The 25,963-nt window shown below is 38.3% G+C and carries 25 protein-coding genes and 1 tRNA gene; 2 read left to right on the top strand and 24 right to left on the bottom strand.

Translation table 11 applies throughout. From position 1 onward, the window contains the following. Positions 1–14 precede the first annotated feature (14 nt). The 15 genes from RHP56_RS03770 to RHP56_RS03700 all read right to left on the bottom strand — a co-directional run bounded on the left by RHP56_RS03770 (position 15) and on the right by RHP56_RS03700 (position 13,480). The gene (locus RHP56_RS03770) at positions 15–242 is read right to left on the bottom strand and encodes a YozE family protein (protein ID WP_050884292.1); all 228 of its coding nucleotides are present in this window, start codon (positions 240–242) and stop codon (positions 15–17) included. Next, positions 229–843 carry a YpmS family protein gene (locus RHP56_RS03765; RefSeq protein ID WP_011679548.1) on the bottom strand — a complete coding sequence of 205 codons (615 nt, stop codon included), beginning with the start codon at positions 841–843 and terminating at the stop codon, positions 229–231. Before RHP56_RS03765 ends, RHP56_RS03770 begins: the two co-directional genes overlap by 14 nt. Continuing rightward, entirely contained in the window at positions 825–1,736 is a 912-nt protein-coding gene (locus RHP56_RS03760; protein ID WP_102753312.1) for an SGNH/GDSL hydrolase family protein, read from the bottom strand. Before RHP56_RS03760 ends, RHP56_RS03765 begins: the two co-directional genes overlap by 19 nt. 108 nt (positions 1,737–1,844) lie before the next feature. Beyond that, entirely contained in the window at positions 1,845–2,393 is a 549-nt protein-coding gene (locus RHP56_RS03755; protein WP_102753313.1) for an ECF transporter S component, read from the bottom strand. After that, complete coding sequence (locus tag RHP56_RS03750; protein WP_102753314.1) at positions 2,390–3,376, bottom strand: nucleoside hydrolase; 987 nt, start codon at positions 3,374–3,376, stop codon at positions 2,390–2,392. The genes RHP56_RS03755 and RHP56_RS03750 overlap by 4 nt, the downstream gene beginning before the upstream one ends. Positions 3,377–3,555: 179 nt before the next feature. After that, the gene (locus RHP56_RS03745; RefSeq protein WP_004164228.1) at positions 3,556–4,410 is read right to left on the bottom strand and encodes a DegV family protein; all 855 of its coding nucleotides are present in this window, start codon (positions 4,408–4,410) and stop codon (positions 3,556–3,558) included. 9 nt (positions 4,411–4,419) lie between these two features. Continuing rightward, positions 4,420–4,917: a dihydrofolate reductase gene (locus RHP56_RS03740; protein ID WP_011679544.1), complete on the bottom strand. Its 498-nt coding sequence runs from the start codon at positions 4,915–4,917 to the stop codon at positions 4,420–4,422. Beyond that, on the bottom strand, positions 4,904–6,109 hold the full coding sequence (locus tag RHP56_RS03735; protein WP_011679543.1) for a CCA tRNA nucleotidyltransferase: 1,206 nt from the start codon (positions 6,107–6,109) through the stop codon (positions 4,904–4,906). Before RHP56_RS03735 ends, RHP56_RS03740 begins: the two co-directional genes overlap by 14 nt. Positions 6,110–6,148: 39 nt before the next feature. After that, complete coding sequence (locus RHP56_RS03730) at positions 6,149–7,414, bottom strand: tetratricopeptide repeat protein (protein ID WP_014324526.1); 1,266 nt, start codon at positions 7,412–7,414, stop codon at positions 6,149–6,151. A gap of 13 nt (positions 7,415–7,427) precedes the next feature. Beyond that, positions 7,428–8,528 carry an o-succinylbenzoate synthase gene (menC, locus tag RHP56_RS03725; protein WP_102753315.1) on the bottom strand — a complete coding sequence of 367 codons (1,101 nt, stop codon included), beginning with the start codon at positions 8,526–8,528 and terminating at the stop codon, positions 7,428–7,430. Continuing rightward, positions 8,515–9,315 carry a 2-succinyl-6-hydroxy-2,4-cyclohexadiene-1-carboxylate synthase gene (menH, locus tag RHP56_RS03720; protein ID WP_011679540.1) on the bottom strand — a complete coding sequence of 267 codons (801 nt, stop codon included), beginning with the start codon at positions 9,313–9,315 and terminating at the stop codon, positions 8,515–8,517. Before menH ends, menC begins: the two co-directional genes overlap by 14 nt. Continuing rightward, on the bottom strand, positions 9,312–10,937 hold the full coding sequence (menD, locus tag RHP56_RS03715; protein WP_102753316.1) for a 2-succinyl-5-enolpyruvyl-6-hydroxy-3-cyclohexene-1-carboxylic-acid synthase: 1,626 nt from the start codon (positions 10,935–10,937) through the stop codon (positions 9,312–9,314). The genes menH and menD overlap by 4 nt, the downstream gene beginning before the upstream one ends. Next, a complete protein-coding gene (locus RHP56_RS03710; protein ID WP_102753317.1) occupies positions 10,915–12,069 on the bottom strand; it encodes an isochorismate synthase in 1,155 nt (384 codons plus the stop codon). Before RHP56_RS03710 ends, menD begins: the two co-directional genes overlap by 23 nt. 104 nt (positions 12,070–12,173) lie before the next feature. Then, positions 12,174–12,977 carry a bifunctional hydroxymethylpyrimidine kinase/phosphomethylpyrimidine kinase gene (locus tag RHP56_RS03705; RefSeq protein ID WP_102753318.1) on the bottom strand — a complete coding sequence of 268 codons (804 nt, stop codon included), beginning with the start codon at positions 12,975–12,977 and terminating at the stop codon, positions 12,174–12,176. After that, on the bottom strand, positions 12,977–13,480 hold the full coding sequence (locus RHP56_RS03700; protein ID WP_011679536.1) for a hypothetical protein: 504 nt from the start codon (positions 13,478–13,480) through the stop codon (positions 12,977–12,979). The genes RHP56_RS03705 and RHP56_RS03700 overlap by 1 nt, the downstream gene beginning before the upstream one ends. Positions 13,481–13,580: 100 nt before the next feature. On the opposite strand from RHP56_RS03700, the gene RHP56_RS03695 reads away from it, so the two are divergent. Next, positions 13,581–14,468: a YitT family protein gene (locus RHP56_RS03695; RefSeq protein WP_011679535.1), complete on the top strand. Its 888-nt coding sequence runs from the start codon at positions 13,581–13,583 to the stop codon at positions 14,466–14,468. Positions 14,469–14,493: 25 nt separating this feature from the next. Here RHP56_RS03695 and topA read toward each other — a convergent pair whose 3' ends face one another. From topA to RHP56_RS03675, 4 genes are all read right to left on the bottom strand, one after another. After that, positions 14,494–16,578 (bottom strand): type I DNA topoisomerase, encoded by a 2,085-nt coding sequence (gene topA / locus RHP56_RS03690; protein ID WP_011679534.1) that lies wholly within the window; start codon positions 16,576–16,578, stop codon positions 14,494–14,496. A 167-nt stretch (positions 16,579–16,745) separates the two neighbouring features. Beyond that, complete coding sequence (locus tag RHP56_RS03685; protein ID WP_038534120.1) at positions 16,746–17,279, bottom strand: HdeD family acid-resistance protein; 534 nt, start codon at positions 17,277–17,279, stop codon at positions 16,746–16,748. Positions 17,280–17,446: 167 nt separating this feature from the next. Next, a complete protein-coding gene (locus tag RHP56_RS03680; protein WP_171030165.1) occupies positions 17,447–17,617 on the bottom strand; it encodes a hypothetical protein in 171 nt (56 codons plus the stop codon). Positions 17,618–17,783: 166 nt separating this feature from the next. Then, a tRNA-Ile gene (locus tag RHP56_RS03675) sits at positions 17,784–17,857 on the bottom strand. Between the two features lie 529 nt (positions 17,858–18,386). Between RHP56_RS03675 and RHP56_RS03670 the strand changes: the two genes are divergently transcribed. Then, a complete protein-coding gene (locus RHP56_RS03670; protein ID WP_102753601.1) occupies positions 18,387–19,562 on the top strand; it encodes a DNA/RNA non-specific endonuclease in 1,176 nt (391 codons plus the stop codon). Positions 19,563–19,618: 56 nt separating this feature from the next. On the opposite strand, the gene RHP56_RS03665 is transcribed toward RHP56_RS03670, so the two are convergent. The 5 genes from RHP56_RS03665 to RHP56_RS03645 all read right to left on the bottom strand — a co-directional run bounded on the left by RHP56_RS03665 (position 19,619) and on the right by RHP56_RS03645 (position 25,962). Further along, complete coding sequence (locus tag RHP56_RS03665) at positions 19,619–21,292, bottom strand: glycerophosphodiester phosphodiesterase family protein (RefSeq protein ID WP_102753602.1); 1,674 nt, start codon at positions 21,290–21,292, stop codon at positions 19,619–19,621. A gap of 149 nt (positions 21,293–21,441) precedes the next feature. Then, entirely contained in the window at positions 21,442–22,233 is a 792-nt protein-coding gene (locus RHP56_RS03660) for an alpha/beta fold hydrolase (RefSeq protein ID WP_102753603.1), read from the bottom strand. 48 nt (positions 22,234–22,281) lie between these two features. Then, complete coding sequence (gene lpdA / locus RHP56_RS03655) at positions 22,282–23,691, bottom strand: dihydrolipoyl dehydrogenase (RefSeq protein WP_102753604.1); 1,410 nt, start codon at positions 23,689–23,691, stop codon at positions 22,282–22,284. A gap of 2 nt (positions 23,692–23,693) precedes the next feature. After that, positions 23,694–24,989 carry a dihydrolipoamide acetyltransferase family protein gene (locus RHP56_RS03650; protein ID WP_102753605.1) on the bottom strand — a complete coding sequence of 432 codons (1,296 nt, stop codon included), beginning with the start codon at positions 24,987–24,989 and terminating at the stop codon, positions 23,694–23,696. After that, on the bottom strand, positions 24,982–25,962 hold the full coding sequence (locus RHP56_RS03645) for an alpha-ketoacid dehydrogenase subunit beta (protein WP_011679527.1): 981 nt from the start codon (positions 25,960–25,962) through the stop codon (positions 24,982–24,984). Before RHP56_RS03645 ends, RHP56_RS03650 begins: the two co-directional genes overlap by 8 nt. Between the last annotated feature and the right edge of the window lies 1 nt (position 25,963).

The raw sequence follows: 25,963 nt of genomic DNA, 5'->3' as shown, positions 1-25,963 counted from the left end.
TGTCCTTTCTAACATTAACGCTCAGCGTTGTATAGTGACCACGCTTCGTCAAATGTTGTCATACTCATTAAATAGGTTGTATTCTCTTCTAAGTACTTTGACAATTCATCAAAATCACTACTTTGTTTTGGAAATGACGAATCTAAAAAGGCATTGTTTGCAAATTGTTGCACTTCACTGGCTGCCATAGAATTACGATTCGTCATTAACCAATTGTAAAATGAACGATCACTTTTTCTCATTAGCAAGACCTCCTTGGAAAACAAACTGATCTGCTTTTATATTAATGACCTTTGCTTTAAATTTAATGCCTTGCGTTGTGGGTAACTTACTCATATCAATGAATATTTGCTTCTTCTTCGGTACGATTGTGACGTATTCAGGCGCATCGTAACTTGATCTAACGTAACTCATCACAGTTTTAATTGGCAACGATAGGTTACCAATTGCTAAAGATTTCGCCTGCATAACGATGTTCCCATTAGGCGTTAATTTGGCATCTAGCGCCATGCCAAAATTAAATTTTTGGCCCAAAAGTTTGGCGCTACCATACATCATCACGTCATCCCCAATTTTAAAAGTATAGCCACTGTTATCTGTATCATTAAGATAATGAGCAACTAAGGCATTGATTTGTTTTTTATTTAAGGATACATCAAACGTCGCGTCCGATTTACTGATCTTGGATACATTGTCCTTAATTTTTACTGGCCCGCTAGCTTCATTGAAAAGCCAGATTCCACCTACCAATAATATAGATATTAGACCCCAAAAAAGCCAGAACCAAATTGGCTTTTTCTTTTTGACTATTTTATTTGATCTAGCTATTGTTTGATCAGCCATTGCTTTGTTTCCTTTTTCATTTTGTTAAATAACTGTGTTGTCATGTAATTATAGCCCTTATTATTAGGGTGGTAATTGTCTTCCGTACTAATCCATGCGTTGTTAACATTCTTTTGACCCGTCAATACGGCTGTCATGGCAGCATTCGAATTTGAACTGCTATTTGAGTTAGCTGATTCCTTAATGAGCCCTTCTCGTTGCGTTGTTGTTTTAAATTGACCATACGTTAAATTGAAAATACTGACAAAATATGCATTGCCAGCTTCTTTGGCAGCTTGAGCATTAATGTTATTAAATAGCTTAACGTCGTCATTAAAATCAGATCGATCGGCAAAATGAACATATAAAGGATTATAATTTCCAAATATAAATATTGGTGCATCAGAATTATAAGAGCGAATATCCCTTATCAAAACAGATAACTTTTGTTGATAAGATTGTTGCCCTGCTTTAACGGCAGCTGACAACGTCTTTGGAGACGTTGCCAAAACATTTTCCAAAAGCAATTGTTGCAAATCATTACCACCGGAGGTCATTACAATCACATTAGCTTTTTGTAATCGTTTTTGAAATTTTTGTTGCGTATCCAATCTTTTTTTGATTTGGTCAGATCGATCCCCTGCTTTACCAAAATTACTAACAGTGACACTAACGTTGTATTGTGCACGAATTTGTTTAGCAATGCGCCCAGAATACCCCTTCATATTTTTTTCGTCTCCAACACCCTCTGTTAATGAGTCCCCAAGGGCAACTAAATTAATATGTGATACTTTTTGCACCGATTTTTGAGGTTGATTTAAATCATTTTTTTGATTTTCCCAAGTTTTGATGCCATAAAATGCCCCAATGCCAATCAATAAGATGGTTATTAAACTGATGGCAAACTTTCGCATGTGCAATTCTCCTGAAACTTAACTGGTAACCATTATAGCGTAAATGACCATTATGTACAAAGAACAAGTATTCCTCGCTCTTTATTTTTTTATTTTATAAAGTGATATTTAAATTAAATGAACGCGTGATACGATAACACTATATACTACGGCTACAACATACACGCCAATCAGGCGATCGAGATAATCCGTTCCAATCTGTACTAGAAAAACAGAAAGTGTTTGGTTGACCCCAAGACCGTGAAGCACCTGTACAATCGTGCTTGACCCAGAAGAAGTAATGCCGTGAAAAAGAATGACGGTAATTACTGAACTCACAATTGTCGCCGGTACGGATATGATCAAAGCTGACCACCAAATATTTTTAACATCCGTAGCGCTGACTTTTCTGTAAATTAATCCTGCCACAAGAGCGGTAACAATTTGGCTAGGCATGTAGTAAATTGAAAAAAGGTCACCTGTTGTACCGTTTATTAATGCTGTCAAAATACCAACGACTACGCCACCAACTGGACCAAAAAAAGATGCGCCTAAAAGCGTACCAATCGTGTCTAAGTAAACTGGTAACTTGGCAAGTAAAGCAATGTGACCACCAACAATATTAATCACAATAAATAAGGCAATTAACGTGATACGCTGAGTAGATAGCCTTTTCATGATAATACCTCAAGATCTGTGGCAATATTGGTTAATTCAGTCAATATGGTTGCTGACGAAATTCCCAATAGGCGAGCTATGATTTCCGCCATAACATGCAAAGAATCCACCTCTGTTAAAATCACTGCGTTCGCTTCTTTTTTCCAAAAATCAGCTATATCAACTATGCTTTGTCCGAGGGCTACACCTTCTGTTACTACAGTGACATATTTACTAATGCCACGAGTATACTCAGGATATAATGCATGAATAATCACAAGTGGATCATTAATAACCGCCCCCATCACGTGTTCTTGTTGCCAATGAAAATCAAAATAAAACTTAATGATTTTTGTGATAAATATTGATTGCTCAGGATTCAATCGCTGCATTAATGACAAGATATTTGGTGTCAGTAACATTTTTCGAGTAACATCTAATGGGACAATTTCAGCTACAATAGGACTATTTTTCAAAACATAATCAGCTGCATTCGGATCTACCCAGAAGTTGTATTCAGCAACTGGTGAGGTATTCCCATTCGAAAGATAGGATCCACCCATAATGATTAGGCGCGACATATTTTGCCAAACCTTGGGATTTTCTTGCATGGCTAGCGCAATATTTGTCAACGGTCCCAAAGCCAGTACCCAAACATCATTATGATTGGTGAGTAACTGATTGTATGCTGAATGGGCACTTATTGTGCTGGCCTCTATCATTGGGACAGCAATATTACTTTGTCCTAACCCATCCAATCCGTGGGTATCCTGTGCACTGATGTACTCATGTTGCAAGGGTTCATGTGCCCCTTCAAAGACAGGAACATCAGTCCTTCCTACCTCTTCAAGCACTTTGAGAGTATTCTGAACACCGATTTTTGTAGGGACATTTCCCTCGACAACAGTAATGGCGATAACATCAAGCTCTGGTGATTTTAATGCGACCAAAAGTGCTAAACTATCATCAATTCCTGGATCCGTGTCAATTATAACTTTTTGCATTTTATCTTTCCTTTCTGTCATATGTGATTTTATTGATACAATACAATCACACTTGGTTTTTTATTCTGGGATTTTCCGAACCAGTCCGGCACGATTGCCGATTTTGATAAATGCTTTTTAAGTGTACCAATTTTAATGCAACAATAAAACCCCAGAAATAAAATTCTGGGGTTTTTATTTTAGCGTGCTCGGTACAAAATTGCTAATGCGCCTACGCCTGTATGAGTAGAAATAATTGGTGTTGTATTTAAAACTGGAATTTCAATATCAGGCCAAATTGCTTTTAAGCGTGCTGCAATTTGAGCTGCTTCCTCTGGAATTCCTGCGTGAGAGATACCTATTGACAATACTTCCTTATACTCTTGCATCTTAGCAATAACATTATTGTTGAATTTAGCAATAGTTTTCATGCCTCGGCCTTTGAGCAGTACTTCAACCGTGCCATCATTTTTTGTTACACCAGCACCGACCTTAATGTTTAGCAAATTACCGATAATTCCTTGTGTTTTACTCAAGCGACCACCGGCAACCATATTTGTCAAAGAAGTAAAACTCAAAAAAATATGCGACTCATCACGAGCTTTTTCAACCGCTGGTAATATTTCAGCCATCGTAGCCCCTTGGGACGCCATTTTTGCCGCTTGTAAGACAACAAATGCTTGCGCACGGTCAGCCGCTAATGTGTCAAATGTTGTAATCTTAGCACTTGTCAATGCGGCTGCTTGTTCAGCAGCGCGGACAGTTCCTGATAGCCCTGATGATAAATGGAGACTTAAAATTTCGGAATCTGGAAATTTCTGATGAATATCATCATAAACAGCTTGAAATGTGCCGATTGATGGCTGCGATGTTTGAGGAAGACTCTTACTTTCAATCATCTTTTCAAGAAATTCATCGCGCTGAATAGTGACACCATCTTCATAGACTGTACCATCGATTTGTACTGATAGCGGCACAATTTTGATATCGTATTTGGTAATTTCTTCTGGAGTTAATGCTACAGCTGAATCTGTAACGATTTTAATATTTGACATATTCTTTCCTTATATGCGTTCGTAGCGTTCGACAACGAATGCGTAATCATGATTATCATCTTTCGCATGTGGTTCACTGGACTTTAGTTGAAATTGTGTTAAATCCACCTCATCAACAAAAGTATCGCCATCAATCACACCGTCAACTCGCGTTATAACTAAATCTGTTGCATAGGGCATAAATTCACGGTAAACTGCTGCGCCACCAGCAATCGTAATATCTCGCTCTTCCTTAGCTATCAAATTTTTGGCTTCTTCAATGGAATGAATAACTTTTACTTCTGGATAACTTGGTGTCCAGTCTTCTTGCCTAGTCATAACTACAGTTGTTCGTTTAGGCAATGGCCGCCCAATGCTAAGCCACGTTGGGCGCCCCATAATCATTAGGGTATTGACTGTTTCATCTCTAAACAGTTTGAGATCATCAGGCATATGCCAAGGTATACCACCATCTTTTCCAATTGCATGTTGACGATCTTCAGCCCATACCATTTTAATTTTGGTCATTTACGTACTCCTTTGCAAACTTTTCAAGTGCGTCGTGATCATTTAAAATATCACCAACAACGACTGCGTACTCAATTTTTTTAAGCACACGCCCCAATAAAGGCCCAGGTGTTAAAATACCAGAACGGATCAATTCACCGCCACTAATGTTAAGATCAGCAGCTTTTGTAATCGGTAACATCTCTATTATATGACTTATTCTCTGAATTGTCTCGGGCTGACTACCAGTTAGTGACAAAACTTCAAGCAATTCTTCCTGATAAGCTAAAACTTGGTATATATCAAATACAGTTGATTTCTTTGGATTATGCACAATAGGAACAATTGCGTTGACCGTTTTCATCACGTTACGACTCATTTTCCAATCGTACATAAATTGACGACGTTTCTTGTCATCAAATTGCGTTCTTGATAATATATGTGCCCAAGCCACGGTGTAATTTGTAGCCTGGTCTTTATTTAAATCATCTATAATACTTGACCAATCTTCAATGTGCGGACCTGGTAAATAATTCATGACCTGATCGCGCAGGGCCAGTTCTAAACTCTGCGATGCTTGACTACCTAACAATAATTTTTCAAATTCAACTCGAACTCGTTCAACCGCGATTTTAGCCAAGTTCGGTGCCAAATCTACCAATGCTTTTTGAGTATCAGCTTCAATGTTAAAACCAAGTTGGGCGCTAAATCTCAGGGCACGCATCATTCTCAGGGCATCTTCTGTGAAGCGTTTTTCGGCATCACCAACGGCTCGAATAACGCCTTTTTTCATGTCCTCTAGACCATCAAAGAGATCTAATACCTCACCGTCGTGCCGCATTGCCAAAGCATTAATTGTGAAATCACGTCTTTTAAGATCCTCTTCGAGGCTACGTACAAAAGTGACATGATCAGGTCGCCTAAAATCTGTGTAAGTTGACTCGACACGAAAAGTCGTAATTTCATATCCTGTCCCATGGTCCAAAACCATCACTGTCCCGTGTTGAATGCCCGTATCCACAGTATTATGGAACAATGATTTCACTTCTTCTGGAAAAGCGCTACTTGCAATATCAACATCATGAATCGTTTTTCCAAGCATAGTATCACGTACCGAACCACCAACAAAATAAGCTTCAAATCCAGCATCTTCTAACTTTGTTAATATTGGTTGTGCATCTATAAATTCTTGAGGTAATTGTGTAATTTTCATATGAGTCTATTTTACCAAAATAGCAGCATTTGCGTATCTTTAATATTTTGCATTTTCTAATCGCATTTGCATATCAGCATCTTCTGGTTCGATATTTAAATATCTGACCATCATATCAATCTCACCTTGACGTTCACCTTCTTCATGGTACCAATCAATAATATCACGCAAAAATGAAGTATTCTCTTGGAAAAAGGGTAAAGCCATTTCCCAATATTTAGTAGCTTGATCTTCCTTGCCTTCCTGATAATAGGCGCGCGCCAAATGCCAGTAAAATTCAGGATCAATAACATCTTCTTGAATATGTTTCTCTAACAACTGAATGTCTGCTTCGAATTCTCGTTGCTTTAATAGCAAAGCAGACAAAATAATTATTGACGTCACATCTGTATCATCTAACGCCAAAGCATTTTGATAATATGCTTTAGCTTTAGCATCATCTCCAAGTTTTTCTGCTGCCAACCCTGCTAGACGATATAATACTGTATTGGTCTCATCTTGAGCTAATCCTTCTTGATAAACTCGGTAAGCGTCCTCAAGTTGTTGTTCTTGTTCATACGCTTGTCCCAATATCGGATAAATAGACGTATATTTAGGGTCCACTTCCAATACACCATTAAACAAATCAATCGCTTCTCGGGTTCGTTTGTTTTCTTGATACAGAACTGCCAATTGGAATCGTGTATCTAATGTCATTTGTTCTGGTTTAATTTGTTCTAAATAACCAACCGCATGCTCATAATTACCCACTTGAGCATACGCCATACCAATACGCGCTACAATATCAACTCGACTAATTTCTCGTTTGCCTTTTTTCAACAACGCACGATAGCGTGGAATCGCCTTGGGATAACTTTGATTAGCATAATAAAATTCAGCTAAGGCAAATTGAATCACATCTTCATCTGGGGATATTCTTTCTGCCTGCAATAGACTGTGTTCTGCAGATTCCGTTAATCCCTCAGACTGATAGACATCTGCCTTAACGAGTAAAGCCTGTAAGTATGAAGGTGAATCAGGCTTAATTTGCGCTAAATAGTCTTGCGCTTCATCAATCTCACCATCTTCTATCGCAATATCAGCTAATGCCGTACGAAGTTCATCCTCATCAGGGTATTTTTCTAATAATTTTTTATAGGCACGACGTGACTGGTTCAAAAACCCAAGAGCATATAACTCCTCAGCTAAACTATAAATTAAATCATCACTATCTTTTCGTAATGATTGTGCAAAAAATTTTTTTGCATCATCTAGTTGCCCACTTGAGAGAGCATCAAGCATTTGTTGCGCATAGTTCGTTTCCATAATAACCTCGTTTTTAATCAGTAATTGTAAACATTTGTTCCGTTTGCAGATCTGAAATCGCATTTAAATCTACTGTCACGCCAATGCCGTAATTCCTTGGCACTGATATAATCCCATTACTCACGCGTAAACGTTCCTCAATAATATCACGTTCAAAATAGCGCCTGCTATCTGAAATATCTCCTGGGAAAGCAATTTTAGGTAAACTACTAATTGCTATATCGACGCTTCTACCTAAACCACTAGTTAGCATGCCGCCAACCCATGGCTTATCAACAAGTTGAATAGCCGTCAAAGCGTTGGAAATACCACCAATCTTGCCCTGTTTAATTGTCAAAGCTTTCGCCGAACGACATTTCAACATCGTAGCAACATCGTTAAGATTATTAATTGATTCGTCTAAACTAATGATTTTACTTGTATGAGCTTGGAGTACCGCATGCTGTACAAAATCATTTTCACCAAGTGGTTGTTCAATGAACCCAACATTTTCAGGTAACCTGTTAATTTGTGCAATATTTTCATCTGTAAAGCTACTGTTTGCATCAATTGAAAATTGTTGTTCAGGATATTTTTTTAACAGCCGGTTCAAATTTTCAAAGTCAACTACATGAGCATCAATTTTAAGCTTAATTCTCTGATATCCTTGCGTTAATGCTTCATCAATACTATCTGCCATACCGACAGCGATTCCGACTGGAACTGTTCCCCCTTGGCCATGAATCATTTGTTGTAGAGATTGATGCGTTAGTTTACCAATCGCGTCCCAAACAGCCATTTCTAAACCTGCCTTAGCGAATGAAGCAAATGGCGTCAGTTGATTCAAACGTATCGAAAACGATTGGGGATTACTAAAAGAGAATCTTCGAATTTGTGGTAACAAAACTGTTTTTAAAATTTCTCGACTGACAGATTGATTTTCAAGCGTATACGAGAAGTCTGCAAACGACTGAACTTCACCATAACCTACAGCTATCTCACCACTATCTTCGTTCAATAGTTCAACGGTGACAATAGTTAATGGTCGTTCGCTAATGGTGTGATGCGCAGTTTCAAAGGCTTGCAACATAGTCAGTGCAATAGGTATTAAAGTTATTTTTTTAATTTGATACATCGAGTACCTCAATAAATGCTGCTGGTTGCTCAAAATGCGCATTATGTCCAGCATTGGGCACTATGCTTATTTTGGCATTTGGCAGTAAGTTTGTCATTTCTTCGGCAATAAGGTTAAATTTAATATCTTGTTCTCCTACAATAACTTGTGTGGGTGTATGTAATGATTGCAAACAAGGCCAATAATTTGGTTGCACACCACTACCCATATATCGGAGTGAGTTCGCAACGTTGATTGGATTCTGATTTATCCGTTGTTGATGCATAAACTTCTTTTGCTCTGGACTAACATGTTGTTGTGTAGCAAATAGTGGCATCTGCTCCCAGTCCGTAACAAATGTTTCAAAGTTTTGCTGGATTTTTTCAGCCTTTTTGTAATCAGAAACACGCCGTTCATGACGTTCTTGAGCAGTCTTCAGTCCAGCAGTTGTGCTCTCTAAGTATAATCGTTTTACCAACTCACTGTGCACCTTGGTAAAGCCTAAAGCTAACCGACCGCCCATCGAGTAGCCTAGTAGGTTAATATTTTTCCAGTGCAATTGATTCAATATAATCGCTAAATCTTGTATTTGATGAGCCATTTCAAATCTGGTAACTTCAACCGACGTTGTATGACCACCAAACCCCAGTAAGTCCAAAGTCAGTACTTGTCCCGGTAAATGATCAATAATATGATTAAAATCACAATGAGAGCCCATAAAGCCATGTAATAATAGCCACTTTTGATTTTCATCATTATTTTTCGTCAGGTAAGCCTGATAAGGATAATTATTGACGTCAATAATCATTTTAACATCTCCAATACTTCACGATGGTCATCTCTATTCCTCTGACGATCACTTTTATATTCAATCAGTCTTGTCGTTTTTGAAGGTGTCTGTAGAATTTGGCTTAATGCTTCTGGAACATTCAATTGATGATAGTCTATATCATATAAATCAGCGATTTTTTTAATGTCTATATTTAACGGCGTGCCAAATAATTGTTCAAAATACTTTGGCGCACCGGCCTGTGGTAGAAATGAGAAAATGCCCCCACCGTTGTTATTAATTACGATAATATCTAACGGTAACTGATAGTTTTTAGCCATCATTAAACCATTCATATCATGAAACAGCGTCAAATCACCTGTCAACAAAACACTCCGCTGCTTAACCACTGCGCTCATGCCCAATGCACTCGATATCACACCATCAATGCCGTTAGCTCCACGGTTTGCATAAATGCGCTGCGTATGGTTTCCAGTAAAAAAGTTATCCATGTCACGTATTGGCATACTGTTAGCCACAAAAATATGCGTGTCATCTGGAACAGCATCATCCAAAGCAGTTATAATATTCATTTCGTTACGAGTTTTTATTACTTTAGGCAAAGACAACCACTTTTGATTAAAATCAATCTGATTTTTAGACAGCGTCAAATGCATGCTTTCCAGGAAATCATGTGGCGCCATCTTGATTGCTCGTGCAATATGCCTTGTATGATCTACACCAGCATCTTCATCAACATGCCAAGTTAAAATATTTTCCTCTTTTAGCCACTGTAATACACGTGCAGACACTGGCGTTTTACCAAACCGAACAACTAAATCAGGCTTCAAATCAGCATTAATCTTATGTGCCTGAAGTAAAACATCTATGCCATGAATTGTATATGTGTGTCTGCTTTGACTCAGAACATCGGCAATGACAGGTACACTATTTTTAATAGCGAACTTTTTCAAACTATCGTCATAACTATTCAAAACATTTGGACCAGCCAATATTAATAATCTTTTTGCCGTTATTGGTGGTAAACGATATTGCACGGATTGCTTGTCAAAAACTACTCGTTGAACATGCACCTCATCTTGGCGATCTAATACAGGCATTAATGGCTTACGAAGTGGTAAATTAATTTGAATAGGGCCACGTGGTGCAGTAATAGATAAGTTAACCACTTTTTGTACTATGAAATCAATATACTCTGTCACATCGCTGTGCATATCTTGCAAACGTATTAAAACTGCCTGCTTTGTTAATTGTCCAAACAAATTGCTTTGCGGTATAGTCTGTGGCGCCCCATTGAACTGCAATTCTTGGGGTCGATCAGTCGATAATACGACTAATGGTATGTTCGCAGCATACGCTTCAGCCACTGCTGGCATATACTCTGCAATTGCAGTGCCAGATGTTCCTAGCAGAACAACAGGTTCTAAAAGTGTTTTGGCGATTCCTAAAGCAAAAAAGCCAGCTGACCGTTCATCAACATCAACAAATAATTTAATTTCATTATTTTGTTCTGCGTATTCTGCTAAAAGTAATGCTATCGGTGTACTTCTGGATCCAGGAGACACAATAAAATGTCGAATGCCACTTTCAAATAGTGCCTCTAGTAGGTGCTTTGTATTAAAAGTTAGTGTGTCCGTCATTTGATAGTTCCTCCAGTAACTCAAGCATTGGTTGAAACTTTAAAGTTGTTTCGTAATATTCTTGTTGGCTATCTGATTCAGCAACAATACCAGCGCCTGCAAACAGACGAGCATTTCGCCCATTAACATACATTGATCTAATACCGACAACGAATTCTCCGAAATTATTTTTTGTAAAATATCCTATTGGGGATGCAAATAATCCTCGGGGATGCAATTCATAATTACGAATATATACCAAGGCATTTTTTCTTGGTAAACCGCCCAAAGCTGGGGTTGGATGTAATTTTCCGACAACATCTTTAATAGAAATGTTGGTAGCTAATGTGCCTTGGATTGGCGTATAAAGATGTTGAACCTGCCTATTTTTCAACAAGAAAGGCTTATTTGGCACATGCAATTGATTAGTTAAACTACCCAATTGCTGAACAATATTATCCACAACATAACGATGCTCTTGATTGTTCTTTTCGCTATTCAATAACTCTTTACCCAGTTTAACATCTTCTAGGTCTATCTGTCCGCGACGAATTGTACCGGCCACAGCTGCTGTTTCTACTTGGTTATCATTTATTTTAACCAGTCGCTCTGGTGTGGCAGTTATAAATAGTTCAGTATCCCTTTTGAGGGCCGCATGATAAACATCTTGCTGTTTTTGCAGTGCTGGTATAACTTTAGACAAAACCAATTTTGCTGATAAGGTTATTTGCTGTTGCCGACTAAAAACCACCTTTTTTAAACTTCGATTAACACTCAACTCATTAATTAAAGTCTGCACCCTTGCTTGCCAATCAGTCTCAGCACTTTCATCGATAATTTGCGGTGCTTGTGGTTTTTTTAATTGACTAAGTTGCATTAAATAATCGTCAATAGCTGTAGTACTAGATAGTAATTGATTATCTTGCAATAAAACTAAAAATTCAGGCTCAAACCAAAAACCCTTCATGATTCCTGCTTCTAACTGATCATCAAAAGAGCTGGCACCAAAAACAATCGAATCTGTTTTATCTGGCATTTTTGACCATATTTTTTTTTGTCCAAACGCATACATTGTGCTTTTTTTATCACTAGTTTCAAAGAATGCAGCAACTTGAACATTATCTAACATTTGATTTAATAAACTGCGATCCATCGACCTCAGCGTGCGTCGATATTGTATCAATTCGTCTATGATTACCATTTCACATGTGCCTTTAACATATAAAAAGCAACAGATGTTGATCTGTCGCTTTTACTTTAGTTGTTACGCAGACGCCTAGCGGCCTGCCAGACATTGCCTACTTCAAAATTTTCATTTATTATCACACCATTTTCAATGCCCGCAAGTACAAATGCTTTTGCATCCGCTACAGCATCCGTAACACTGGACGTTACGATGTTAGCTGCAATGCTGGATGAAAAAGTACAGCCAGCGCCGTTGTTCATGGGGATATGTGACATCACTTTTTTCTGTTCAAATATTGTATAGTTGTTATTGTGAAACAAAAGATCGAATGTTTGATTACCAGCGAGTCGCGCGCCACTTTTAACTACAACACTCTCGACTCCAAAACTACCAATAACTTTTGCTGCAGCTTTCATATCGTCTACACTCTGAATCGTTAAACCAGACAATAATTGTGCCTCATCTAGATTTGGAGTTGCGACTGTGGCTAATGGTAATAACTGATTTTTTATTTCTTGTACCAAAAAATCAGTATTTGTACTATCCGTTTCTTTGAACACCATCACGGGATCAACAATAACAGGTACATCGACTTTTTTTAAATACTCAGCAACTAGATCAATAATGTCAACTGTGGGCAGTAAGCCAACTTTAATCGCAGCAATATCATCTGATGCTAACGTTGAATCAAGTTGTGCTTGAATAATTTTTAAATCAGTTGGATAAATTTTAAAATTGTCGTTTGTTACGGTCACAATACTTGTGATCACACTTAACCCAAAGTATCCAAATTCATTAAATGTAGCTAAATCAGCCTGAATTCCACCACCTGAAAGTGAATCAGAGCCAGCGATTGTTAGTAACTTCTTAACCATTATTGATCAGCTGATGCTGTAAAACTAATATTCTGTCCATCATCTGTAATCTGCGTCACAACGGCATCATTTCCACCTGATGTAATGTTCCATGAATAAGTACGCCTATTTTCTTTAGCCCATGCAATAGCTTCACTAATCTTTTTGCCCTTTAATTGCGCTGAATCAGCGGCACTACTTGAACTGCTTGAAGATGATGAACTTGAGCTACTTGAAGATGACGACGAGCTTGATTCACTTGACGATGACTCAGAATCACTTGATTCACTTTCATCCGAAGAACTGCTATCTTCAGATGTTGAATCAGAATTTTCTTCGATTGTACTGTTTGTACTAGTTTTCTGTTCAATTGGTGTGGTTGTTTTTTGTGCTGTTGAATAATTCATGTAGATAAAAATACTCAACGCTACAACAATTAAAATTACAAGCACGATAAAAAAATTACGTACTGGATGCTTTTTTTTATAAAATTGTGGTCGTTTATAATTATTATAATCTGCCATATTAACCTCTAATCACTAACTATTATATCAAATAAAGCGATAAATTTCCTACCATATATATGGTATGATTAATTTTACGAGATATTACGAGGTTTTGACTATGGAAACAACTAATCTAGAACGTATTTCTATTAGAGACTTAATTATGATTGCAATTGGTACTGGAATGTATGGCTGGGGGTTAATTAATGTTAACATTCCTAATGACTTAGCCGAAGGTGGCATTTCTGGTATCACACTAATTTTGCGTGCACTTTTTAATTGGAATCCTGCTTATACTAACTTACTATTAAATGTCCCTTTACTTTTTATTGGCTATCGTATTTTAGGGCGTCGTGCGCTGATTTACACTATTTGGGGCATTGCATCCCTATCATTTTGGCTTTGGTTGTGGCAAGTTGTGCCCACTCCGCCTGCACTTCATCATGATATGCTGATTGCTGGAATAATTGCCGGGATAATTGCCGGATTTGGTTTAGGTATTGTATTCCGCTTTGGTGGCACATCAGGCGGCAGTGACGTTGTCGCTCGTATTGTAGAGCAAAAATTTAGCATTCCTATCGGACGGACAATGTTTATCCTAGATGCCTGTGTTTTACTGTTATCACTTGTTTATATTGATATTGTTCACATGATGTACACACTGATTGCTTCATTTGTATTTTCACAAGTTGTTAGCATGACGCAACGCGGCGCTTATGATGCAAGGTCCTTTATGATCTTTACACAGTATCCAGAAGAAATGTCACATGCTATTATGGATGAACTTGATCGTGGTACTAGTTTGCTTAAAGCTGAAGGAGGCTACTCTCATCGAGATCAACGTGTTGTTTATGCCGTAGTTGACCCTTCAGAAGTCAGCACAGTCCGGCGCATTGTTGATCAGGTAGATCCAAAAGCTTTTGTTTCCATATTTACAACGCAAGAACAGCTTGGCGAAGGTTTTTCTTATCTTCGTCCCAAAAAATCAATATTCAAATTAAAATAAAAGCCACAATTTTATATTGTGGCTTTTATTTTTTGACTGGTTCTTTTTTCTCATCATCTTTTGGTGTTGTACCGTCAGCTAATGTCTTTTCCGTAGGTTTATCCCAAGTTACAAAGTCACAATCGGGATATCTTTGGCAACCATAAAACGTTCGTCCACGTTTAGTTTTTCGCTGAACAATTTGTCCTTTATGGCACTTTGGACATAGCAAACCGATTTCCTGAACAATTGCTTTTGTATTACGACAATCGGGGAAACGTGCACAGGCATAGAACTTGCCATAACGACCCATTTTGACTAGCATGGGCGCACCACAAACCTCGCAATCCATCCCCGCCAGTTCATCATGCATAATAATCTTTTCAAGAGATGTCTCAGCTTTCTCGACTTCCTTTTGAAAGGGTTTAAAGAATGAATCAATGACTGGTACCCAGTGCTTGTTACCCGTTTCGACCTCATCTAGCTCATGTTCAACCGCAGCCGTGAACTTCATGTTTGTCACGTCAGGAAAACTTTCTTCGACAATCGTTTGAACAATTTCTCCCAGTTCAGTTGGCACAAACTTACGAGCATCAATACGAACATAGTTCCGCCGTTGGATTGTATCTAGAGTTGGCGCGTAAGTTGATGGACGCCCTACGCCATTTTCCTCTAAGGCTTTAATTAGCGTTGCTTCAGAATAGCGTGCTGGTGGCAAAGTGAAGTGTTGTTCAGGATCTGTATTTGCCAAACTCACCTTGTCCCCTTCGCTCAACGAAGGCAAAACATTATCTTTCTTTTTTGCTGTTGGATAGGCCTTTGTAAATCCTTCAAAATTTGTTTTAGAACCATTAGCTCTAAAGATAACGCCGTTTTGTTCAATTGTCACAGCCATTGTATCTAAAATTTCTGGTGTCATTTGGCTAGCAACAAATCGGGACCAGATCAAAGAGTATAGCTTAAATTGATCAGGGGTTAGTTTATCTTTGATAGACTCTGGCGTCCGATTGACATCAGATGGTCGTATGGCCTCATGGGCATCTTGAGCTCCCTCCTGTAGCTTTCCTTGCACTGGCTTATGCTGTGAGTATTCTTCACCCCATGTATCGTGAATAAATTGTGCTGCAGCATTCTTTGCAACAGATGAAATACGCGTCGAATCTGTACGCATATAAGTAATTAATCCTACTTGACCTAACCCCTTACCCAGATTAATACCTTCATATAGTTGCTGTGCAGCCATCATTGTTTTACGCGTTCTAAATTTTAACTGTGTATTGGCTGTTTGTTGCATTGTTGACGTCGTAAATGGTGGTTGAGGTTGGCGCTTGCGTTGCTTCGTATCCACCTTAACAATATCAAAATCACCATCTTTGTTAATCCGCTTCAACACATCTTGCACACTGTCATTGTCTGGCAATGGCTGTTTTTTTCCATCAAATCCGTAGAATATTGATTTGAATTTGGTACGATTCTTTTTAAACATAGAATCTAGCGTCCAATATTCTTCTGGCTGAAAAGCCTGTATCTCACGTTCACGCGCAATGATCAAGCCTAAGGCCACAGACTGCACACGGCCAGCCGACAACCCACGCTTCACGGTTTTCCAAAGAATCGGTGATATTGAATAACCTACTAATCGATCAAGAATACGACGTGCTTGCTGTGCATCAACAAGATCTTGATTAATAACACGCGGTGTTTTAAAGGAATTTTTAATCGTATCTTTTGTGATTTCATTGAAAACAACTCGATTAGGTTGTTCAGGATTTAAATCCAAAATATGCTGCAAATGCCAAGCTATTGCTTCACCTTCACGATCCGGATCGGAAGCCAGATAAACGGCTTTTGCGGCTTTTGCTTCCTTGCGTAATCCCTTAATAACATCGCCTTTTCCACGAATATTAATATACTTAGGATCATAATCGTTTTCGACATCAACACCTAAGGTGGATTTAGGCAGATCACGTATATGACCAAGGCTAGCAACTACTTTATAGTTGCGACCTAAATACTTTTCAATTGTTTTTGCTTTCGATGGACTTTCAACAATAACTAGATTTTTCTTGATTTTAGATTTCTTCCGTGGTGCCGCTTTTTTCTTTTTTGTTGCTGTTTTGGTTTCTGCCAAAGTAAATTTCCTCGCAATCTTTTATGTTTAAATATAGTATTTTCTGTTACATCAGTCACTAATCAAATTGTTTAAGACTTTATAATTTAAAATTGATTTGATTATAACACAAAACCGTCTGTCCAGAATTAATCTAAGCAGACGGCGTTGTAATTGGAAAATAAGTTTTACCTTTTCCAAGCAAAGAAATGCAACAGTTTAATAATACCTAGTACCAGTAAAGAGGCCCCAAGTAATTGCCAAAGGAAGATTGCACTAAGCAAAGGCGCAAACAATAACGCGATTCCACCAATAATACTGATGAGAGCTGAAAACATCGCCCACCCTTTTTGTGTGTAATACTTCAGTGACCCAAATTCAATAATTCCTTCGAGTATCCATGTCATACCAACAAGCAAGCCGACAATTATAAACAAGTAGGTAGTTGCTGCATACAGGTTTATAAAGGTAAATACGCCAGCGATAAAGTAGACAGCCCCAATAACCAAGTTACCCACACGAGCCCAACCGTCTTCATCTTTTCTATCGAATACGGATGCTATGTGCGATATACCTATCGCAATAAAAGCTAACCCAATCAAAGCGGCTACTACTGAAGCACTGTGCGTTGGCCAAAAAAGTATCAGAGCACCAAAAATAATTGACACAATAGCGTCAAATCCAATAATATTGCGTAGCTTTTTTAAAAATATGTCTGACATCATCTATCCTCCTTCTCACTTACTTCATATTATACGCTTTTAGTGGCTAGTTCTCATTTTTGGATTAATCTTGATGTTTAATATGCTTTAGACTTAATTCATCATCTACTTTTTGTGAAAATAAAAACCAACCAGAAACTAACCTGGCTGACTTTTTTTCCCTATTATCAATGCTTGTCTGAATAAAAACCACTCTCGGTCATATAACCTTTAGTGGCTACCCCCATAGTTACCATAGGCGCAGCACCAAATAATCGCAAGCCTTTATTCAAATAAGCATTAGCACGGTTTTCTTGCTGATTTTTTCTCAGTATATCGTAATCAATATCTCGACTCATTAGCATATCCTCCTTTCACTTAAACATAGTAGCAAATAAAAACAACCAAAATACTCCGTTTGGTTGTTCTTAGCCTATTTCGTTTTTATTGATTGGTGCCTATTAAAGAATCCATATCAGAAAGACAATTTGAAGACAAACTCCTACTAAAATTAAAGTAAATAGATGGACCATGTTGGACTCGAACCAACGACCGAACGGTTATGAGCCGTTTGCTCTAACCAACTGAGCTAATGGTCCAGACAGTAATGCCCCACAATAGTACTTTGAAATAAAATTGGTAATTTTACATCATGATATTTTCGAAACTATCGTAGGTCATAACCAGTTTAAATTATATCATCAAAACATAATAAATTAAACTTGAAAAACATAAATATTGAAAAAATAAGATATGGTTTTCCGTGACCACATCTTATTTATTGTACACATTTCAGCATACATATTTAAGGAGCATTTGACTCGTTGTCAGAAAATTATTGATGTGTAAACGAATCCTCAACATAAGAAAACGCTTACAAATTTATTATATCAGCATTTCAAGTTCCGTCAATGCCTTTTATGATATAAATGTTTTAAGTTTACATATCGAACAACTGGTCTGTACAAGTATATTTGCATGTCATACTTTAGAAGTATTATAATTAAAAAAGTATGGTAACTCACGCTTAAAAATAAAAAATTTGTTCCTACTTTTTAATAATACTAAAAAATGATTGTTCAATACGTGCCAAATATCCACGCTAAACTGTTCGGGAGAGAATTTATTATGTTAAAGTTACTAAAAAAAGTAACTATCAGTGCAGTGTTAGTGGTTGCCACTAGTACGATATACCCTGCTTTGGGTGTTGCTGCTGATAGTTATCAGAAGGACAAACTAAGTGGTGCTGAGCAGCATCCTCTTAGTTTCAAAAACGAAAAACAACTTGTTCTAGCTGATCAAGATAGTCAAAAGCGTGCGGTTGATGCTCATATTCAGCTCAATTATGCTGAAGAACCAACTGCACAACAAGCGACAAAACTAAACTACGATCCTGTTGGTTGGCACAATTATAAATTCAAATATAAAAAAGCCAACGCATCTATTGGTAAGTCATGGCTATTCAATCGCGGACATCTTATTGGCTATCAATTCAGCGGTTTAAATGATGAAGCAAAAAACTTAGTTCCAGAGACAGCTTACCTAAATACTGGCGCACTTAAAAAATCGAATGCCAGTAACAAAAAAGCTATGCTTTATTATGAAAGAGGTCTCACAAAATGGCTTAAGCACCACAAATCAAGCCGTTTAGATTATCAAGTTACACCAATGTATAGTGGCAATGAACTCTTGCCACGACAGATTCGCCTATCTTACATAGGCTATTCTAACTCTGGAGAGAAAGTTAAGATTAGTCTTAAATCATACCGTGAAGAAGATGGCAATGACGGTGCAACAGTAGTTTACCTAAATAATGACAGTTCAAACGCAATTATTAATTATGCTGATGGAACGGCCAAAAATACATTACACAAAAAAGCTGACTTAGCCGCTCAAAAAGAAGCTGCAGAAGAAGCTAGCTCCGCGGCAGCTTCTTCATCTGCCAGAGCCAGTTCTGAAGCAGTGTCATCTGCCAAAGCTAGTTCCGAAGCAGAACAATCTTCAATAGCTGCTGCACAAAAAGCTGCAAGTGAAGCTAGTGTATCACAGGCAGCCGCCGCGTCATCTCAAGCGGCAGCTAATTCTGCAGCAGCAGCTTCAGCTGCACAAGCACAAGCAGCACAGAATCAATCTGCAGCAACACAAACATACACTGGTGAAAGTCAACAAATTATCGGAAATTCAAAATCACATATTTATCATGTTCCTGGTCAAGCTGGCTACTATATGAACAGTAGCAACGCTGTTTATTTTAATAGTGAAGCAGACGCCCAAGCGGCAGGATATCGTAAATCATTACGTTAACAAAAAAGCCCTCACGGGCATACATAATTATTTTGCACGAACTCAAAAAGATTGAATTAAATATCACTTTGCTGATTCAAAATCATAGAAATAAATGCTCTACGATAAGTCAACTTTTCACTGATATTTTCTAAAATCGTCCGTGTCTCTCGTGGCTTATCGGTAATCACGCCATTGACACCTATCATATAGGCCGTTTCAACATCAAGCTTGTCGTTAACTGTCCAACTATACAAATCTTTGTTATGCTGTCTAATTTGGCTGGATAAATGTGCATCAACCTTTGAATATTCTATAGCATAGAATTTACTAATTTTATTTCCATCAACTGTATTTTTAACGGGTGATAATAATCCTGTAGTTAAACTAGTGTATTGATATATTCGCTTAATAACGTTTTGGTTCATTGATTGAATTTCGCTTTTATTTTCCTTCATTTGCTTGCCATATTTGGCTACAAATTGTTTTAATTGCTCATCTGTTATCGTTTGATTCAACTTTAATTCTACTAATAATTTTTGTTTTTTGTTATTCGCCAAATCAATATATTTCGAAAAGCTAGTTAAATAAAATTGATGCCCATCTTCTGTAACTTTTTTGGTTTTCAGAGTAGACCAATTTGTTTTTGATATGTCAAGCGTTTCCCCCGAGACTGTTTTTACTTTAGTATTGTGTGTCAGAACATATACGCCATCTTTTGTGGGTTGAATGTCAATTTCAATGTAATCAGGATGAGTAGCAATAGTTCTTTTCAAAGCAATTAACGAGTTTGGGACGGCATTCGGATATGAAACACCTTTATGTGCAATCACTAAATATTTTTCTCTTGGCGATATAAAATAATTACCGGAAATTAAAGTACTGCCTGCCCCAATGACTATGAGTATGAGTCCTTGCAAAAATATCGAAGAGCCATTCAATTTTTTTTCAGCATCTTTCTTGTGGTCGGTTGTCAAAAGAGTGACATACAGGTTTAAGATATATGCAGTAATAACATACATTAATCCACTTGTAATGGCAAGTAAGATATTAGCAATGAGGCGTCTATTATTTACGTCAAAAAAAGTATCAGCAAATAGCTGCAAAAAATATAATAACGCAAAACCAATGCCACTTGCTACCACCAAACGAATTATTGATTTTAAGAATAACTGTATTGCCGAGGCCATGCCTTCTCTTGCAGATATCTTGATAGCGTCCAATAAGGAATAATCTTGATAAATCGCAAAATAACTAATGTGTCTGAATTTAATTAACAATAAAATCAGTACAAGATAACACGCTGTGAAAATTGTATTTGCCCAAAATCCACTCACCATATCAACAAAAGTTTTGGGTAATGCAAGATATTGAGCAAATGGCACTTTTAAACCAAATTCAACTAACGGGACCATCAAAATAATAAATGCCGCGATTGAAGTATGTAATTTGTAAGACAACAACTGCCTAGTAAAACGCTTTTCGCTTTTTTCTCCCCACGAACGCCGAAGAAAGTATAATACAATACCTGCGAACATAAACCAAAGGACAATATAAACCGCAATTATTCCCAATAAAGATCCTAAGTATTTTGAAGTTGAGTCGGTCAGTGAAGCTAAACTACTCGTATCAACTCGATAAAAGTCCGGTAACGTTTTTTGAGCAAAATAAATGATTATTTTGGCAACGAGATTGTAAATAAACAAGGCGACTGCCCATTTAAAAAGTGTATTTAATTTTATTTTCTTCATAAGTATTCTCTCACGAACTTCAGGGATATTATAAATTTTATTTTAGACATAAAAAAGAAAGCACAAGCTAGTACTATTTATAGTACGTAACCCGAACAATCTCATGTTACCATTAAAACAAATTAATGTCATAATCTGTTATTATCAGTCTAATAATCATCGATGCGTTTTAAAAAGTTGATGGTCACTTGATTGAAATTTTCTGGTTCTTCAATATGTGGAATATGTCCCGCTTCTTCAAATATGTGTTCTTCACCGAATGTAGACATATCCTTCAAATCATAAACGTGGTCAGCTGGCCATAACGGAGAATGTTTACCCGCCAAGAATAAATGTGGTACGCGTTCACGTTTAACAATGTCACGCCAATCTTCGATAAAACTGTTTACTAATAACGGTTCATTATATTTAAAGTTAAAGGGATGATAAGCCGCTGCAAGTTTACGTTTGATGTCACTTGAAATTTTAGCATGTGTTAATTTAGTATGTGGCAACTTTTCTGCCGCCGTCCATATCATTGTTATATCTGCATTAAAAATCCCCAGAGACCAAGTTTCATCCCTTAAAATCTTGGGAATTTGATCTTCCGTAATAATAGCTTTGACATCTGCTTCGCCATACAGCGACAAATAGGACCAAATTGTACTTGCACCCATTGAATGTCCTACAAGAATTACTTGATTGAGCTGAAGCGCTGCGATCAACTCGGCTAAATCTTGCCCATGTCTTGACATACGCATGCCATAATCAACCGTTTGACTTTCACCATGATTGCGACGATCATAAGTAATCACCTGAAACCCAGCCTGTTTAAGCGGTTCTATTTGTGCCGCCCACGTAGCCTGATTGCCTGAATAACCTGCAACTAAAATAATTGGTTGCCCGTCGCCGTATATATTGTAATTCAGTTTTACGTCATCATTTGTTATAAATGTTGACATTGTTTACCCCCAACATCTTCAATTCTTAAACTCATCACAACTTTGTACTTAAATATGGATTGGTAGCCCATCGGCTAACTCAGCTGCATCCATAATTGCTTCACCGAGTGTCGGATGTGGATGTATTGTCAATGAAATGTCCTTCGTTGTCAAACCATTTTCAATCGCTAAGGACAACTCGGAAATCAGGTCTGATGCAGAGGGACCAACAATCTGTGCGCCAATTAAGGCATTACTACTCTTATCACTAATCAGCCGTACAAAACCAACAGCTTGATCCATAGAAATGGCTCGACCATTACCGGCAAACGGGAACTTTGAAATTTTTGCTTCCAAATGATTTACTTTGACTGACTCAGGCGTTTCACCAGTTGTTGCTAATTCATACTGCGTATAGGCTACAGAAGGTAGTGAATAATGTAAATCACGCGCCTGCGCATCTTCTGCGATGGCTGCAGCAGCTATTTTTCCTTCGAAACTAGCTTTATGAGCCAACTGCGGACCTGCGACAACGTCTCCAATGGCATATATATGCGGTACGCTCGTTTTCATTGTATCGCTTTTTGTAATCAAGCCTTTGCTGTCTACTTTGATATCGGTATTGTTCAATCCCAAACCGTCTGTATTGGCACGACGTCCCACAGCTACTAAGAGATAATCGCCCGTAATACTTTGCTCCTTACCGTCTGCCTCATAGGTCAACGTCACTTCCTTAGCAGTCTGTGTTGCTTCCTTAGCCATTGCGGATGTCACAACCGTACCACCATGAGCTTTAAAATCATCTAATACTGGTTTCGTCATTTCCGCATCAAAACCGTTTAGTGTGTGATCCAAACCCTCAATAATGGTTACTTGCGCTCCTAAATTAGCATAGGCACCGCCAATCTCAGATCCAATAACGCCACCACCAACAATAATTAATCTTTTTGGTATTTCAGTAAAACCTAAAGCACCAGTAGAATCAACGATGCGTTCACCAAACGGAATAGTTGGAATTTCAATTGGCCTCGAACCTGTAGCAATTATTGCATTGTTAAACTGCAATAGTTCATGACCATCCTCTTGTAAAACATTCAAGGTCTCGTTGTCATTGAACACTGCCTCTCCTTTAACAATTTCAACATGATGCTTTTTTAATAGCATCTCTACACCAGAAGTTAGCGTGTGTACCACCTTATTTTGTTTCCAATCTTGTGTCTGTTGCCAGTCAAGTGTGGCTCCAGAAGTGAGTAATCCAAACGGAGTCTCCTCAGTTGCTTCACGGTATCTATGACCCACATTAATTAATGCCTTTGATGGAATACAACCAATATTTAAGCACACACCACCAATATTATCACGCTCGATAATAACAACTTTTTGTCCAAGCTCAGCAGCCCGAATAGCAGCAACATAACCACCAGGACCAGATCCAATGACTACTGTATCAATTTCACGTGCTTGTGCACCAACAACCATAATTACACCTCCATCAACATATAGGCTGGGTCAGACAATAGCTGCTTCAAATAATTAAGGGCCGATTGTCCTAGCATGCCATCAATCAAACGATGATCATAGGTCAATGATAATTTCATGTTTTGGCCCACGGCTAGCTCTCCATCGTCATTGACAATCGGTTCCTTTAAGATCGAACCTAATCCCAATATTGCTACTTCTTTACCGTTAATAATTGGTGTAAACCAAGTACCTCGGGCCGAACCAAGGTTAGAAATTGTGATTGTTCCGCCCTGCATTTGGGCAGGTGTAATTGATCCATCACGAACTGCTTCAGCAAGATCAGTTATTTCTTGCGCAATTGTGAAAATAGACTTTCGATCTGCATTCTTAATGACTGGCACAAACAACCCAGCTGGCGCATCCACAGCGATACCCATGTTAACATCATCGTGATAAACAATTTCTTGCGCCTTCATGTCAACACTAGCATTTAATTCTGGGAATTTCTTAGCTACAGCTGCCAACGCTTTAACAGCATAGGCTAGGTATGTTAAACGTATGCCTTTGTCATCTCGAGCCATTTCCTTAAACGCCTTACGGTGGCCAACCAATTTTCTAACATCAACAGAATCAAAATTCGTTACTGTTGGAATAGCTGCTTGCCTATCCATCGCTCTAGCTATCGCTTTACGTACTGGTGCCATTGGTTGACGCCCTTCACGCAATGGTAATGCTGGTGCTGGTTCCTCATGAACAGCTGCAGACGACTCTGTTTGAGATGTGGTTGATGTTTGCGTTTGAGTGGGTGCTGAATTGTCTGATCCCTGGAAATTTTCAACGTCTGCTAATGTAACATGACCATGGCGACCAGTAGCTGGTACTTGTGTTAAATCTATATTTTTCTCATGAGCCAAATGACGTACTGATGGCATTGCCAGCACATGACCGTTTGCTACTTGAACAGTGCTAGTTTCCTTAGGATCTGTGTTTTTTGGGGTGCTTTGCTCTGTCTCCACTACGTTCGAAGAAATACTTGGTTGCGCTACATGACCGTTATCAGAGTCATTTTCACTGCTGCCGTCTCCATCAAACTCAATTAACGGATCGCCAACCTCAACTGTTGTTCCGGCGTCAACAAAAAGTTTTGTAACTTTACCACCATACGGAGACAAAATTTCTTGCATCAATTTATCATTTTGTACTTCTGCGACTGGATCATCAGCCGCTATCGTATCACCAACTTTAACCAGCCAAGAAGTAATATCTCCCTCCGCCATACCTTCGCCAATATCTGGCATCTTAAAAATCTCAGTCATAATTTACAACCTCCACTACTTTGGCCACAACATCGTCAGACTTAATCATCCAATCGTTTTCTGCTTGTCCAAATGGATAAACAGAGTCTGGTGCAGCTACTCGACCGATAGGTGCTTTTAAACTCAAAATAAATCGTTCAGAAATTTCACTCATAATAGCAGCGCCAATACCTGCCATTCGCTGCGCTTCTTGCACAACAACCACACGACCTGTTTTAGCAACGGTTTCTCCGATTGATTGAATATCTAATGGTGAAACTGTACGAAGATCTAGCACCTCAGCTGAAATACCGTTCTTAGATAATTCCTCAGCTGCCTTCAAGGCAACAGGAACACCACCGCCATACGAAATGATTGATACATCATCTCCCTCGCGTGCAATCGCAGCTTTATCTAATGGTGTCGTGTAGTATCCTTCCGGCACTTCACCTTTCAATGATCTATACAAATGTAAATTTTCTAGAAATACAACTGGATCATTGGACGCAATAGAACTTAGTAGCAACCCCTTTGCGTCAGCAGGATTTGCCGGCATCACAACTCGGATACCAGGAATTTGTGCTACCATGCCCTCTAAATTATCAGCATGCATTTCTGGTGTTTTAGTTCCGCCACCATAAGGCGAACGGACAACAATTGGCATGTTACGCGTACCATTAAACCGGAAACGATTTCGTGCCATTTGACCTGCTATCGAATCCATTACTTCAAACACAAAGCCAAAGAATTGAATTTCCATAATTGGTCGATAATCTTGAGTAGTCAAACCAATTGCCATGCCACCTATACCTGATTCTGCTAAAGGCGTATTAAACACACGATCTTCGCCGTATTTAGCTTGAAGACCATCAGTGGCACGGAAAACACCACCATTTTTTCCAACGTCTTCACCAAAGATAATCACATCATCATCTTTTTCCAATGCCAAGTCCATCGCTTCACGAATGGCATCGATATAACTTTTCACAGCCATG

It is taken from the genome of Leuconostoc sp. C5 (genome assembly GCF_056530425.1).
Note: the sequence above shows the minus strand (reverse complement) of the source record. Positions and strands in the feature narration are given on the sequence as shown.

Bases quoted from the DNA above. Each gene is read 5' to 3' on its own strand.
- RHP56_RS03770 (WP_050884292.1), bottom strand. From the start codon at position 242: ATGAGAAAAAGTGATCGTTCATTTTACAATTGGTTAATGACGAATCGT.
- RHP56_RS03765 (WP_011679548.1), bottom strand. From the start codon at position 843: ATGGCTGATCAAACAATAGCTAGATCAAATAAAATAGTCAAAAAGAAA.
- RHP56_RS03760 (WP_102753312.1), bottom strand. From the start codon at position 1,736: ATGCGAAAGTTTGCCATCAGTTTAATAACCATCTTATTGATTGGCATT.
- RHP56_RS03755 (WP_102753313.1), bottom strand. From the start codon at position 2,393: ATGAAAAGGCTATCTACTCAGCGTATCACGTTAATTGCCTTATTTATT.
- RHP56_RS03750 (WP_102753314.1), bottom strand. From the start codon at position 3,376: ATGCAAAAAGTTATAATTGACACGGATCCAGGAATTGATGATAGTTTA.
- RHP56_RS03745 (WP_004164228.1), bottom strand. From the start codon at position 4,410: ATGTCAAATATTAAAATCGTTACAGATTCAGCTGTAGCATTAACTCCA.
- RHP56_RS03740 (WP_011679544.1), bottom strand. From the start codon at position 4,917: ATGACCAAAATTAAAATGGTATGGGCTGAAGATCGTCAACATGCAATT.
- RHP56_RS03735 (WP_011679543.1), bottom strand. From the start codon at position 6,109: ATGAAAATTACACAATTACCTCAAGAATTTATAGATGCACAACCAATA.
- RHP56_RS03730 (WP_014324526.1), bottom strand. From the start codon at position 7,414: ATGGAAACGAACTATGCGCAACAAATGCTTGATGCTCTCTCAAGTGGG.
- menC (WP_102753315.1), bottom strand. From the start codon at position 8,528: ATGTATCAAATTAAAAAAATAACTTTAATACCTATTGCACTGACTATG.
- menH (WP_011679540.1), bottom strand. From the start codon at position 9,315: ATGATTATTGACGTCAATAATTATCCTTATCAGGCTTACCTGACGAAA.
- menD (WP_102753316.1), bottom strand. From the start codon at position 10,937: ATGACGGACACACTAACTTTTAATACAAAGCACCTACTAGAGGCACTA.
- RHP56_RS03710 (WP_102753317.1), bottom strand. From the start codon at position 12,069: ATGGATCGCAGTTTATTAAATCAAATGTTAGATAATGTTCAAGTTGCT.
- RHP56_RS03705 (WP_102753318.1), bottom strand. From the start codon at position 12,977: ATGGTTAAGAAGTTACTAACAATCGCTGGCTCTGATTCACTTTCAGGT.
- RHP56_RS03700 (WP_011679536.1), bottom strand. From the start codon at position 13,480: ATGGCAGATTATAATAATTATAAACGACCACAATTTTATAAAAAAAAG.
- RHP56_RS03695 (WP_011679535.1), top strand. From the start codon at position 13,581: ATGGAAACAACTAATCTAGAACGTATTTCTATTAGAGACTTAATTATG.
- RHP56_RS03685 (WP_038534120.1), bottom strand. From the start codon at position 17,279: ATGTCAGACATATTTTTAAAAAAGCTACGCAATATTATTGGATTTGAC.
- RHP56_RS03680 (WP_171030165.1), bottom strand. From the start codon at position 17,617: ATGAGTCGAGATATTGATTACGATATACTGAGAAAAAATCAGCAAGAA.
- RHP56_RS03670 (WP_102753601.1), top strand. From the start codon at position 18,387: ATGTTAAAGTTACTAAAAAAAGTAACTATCAGTGCAGTGTTAGTGGTT.
- RHP56_RS03665 (WP_102753602.1), bottom strand. From the start codon at position 21,292: ATGAAGAAAATAAAATTAAATACACTTTTTAAATGGGCAGTCGCCTTG.
- RHP56_RS03660 (WP_102753603.1), bottom strand. From the start codon at position 22,233: ATGTCAACATTTATAACAAATGATGACGTAAAACTGAATTACAATATA.
- lpdA (WP_102753604.1), bottom strand. From the start codon at position 23,691: ATGGTTGTTGGTGCACAAGCACGTGAAATTGATACAGTAGTCATTGGA.
- RHP56_RS03650 (WP_102753605.1), bottom strand. From the start codon at position 24,989: ATGACTGAGATTTTTAAGATGCCAGATATTGGCGAAGGTATGGCGGAG.
- RHP56_RS03645 (WP_011679527.1), bottom strand. From the start codon at position 25,962: ATGGCTGTGAAAAGTTATATCGATGCCATTCGTGAAGCGATGGACTTG.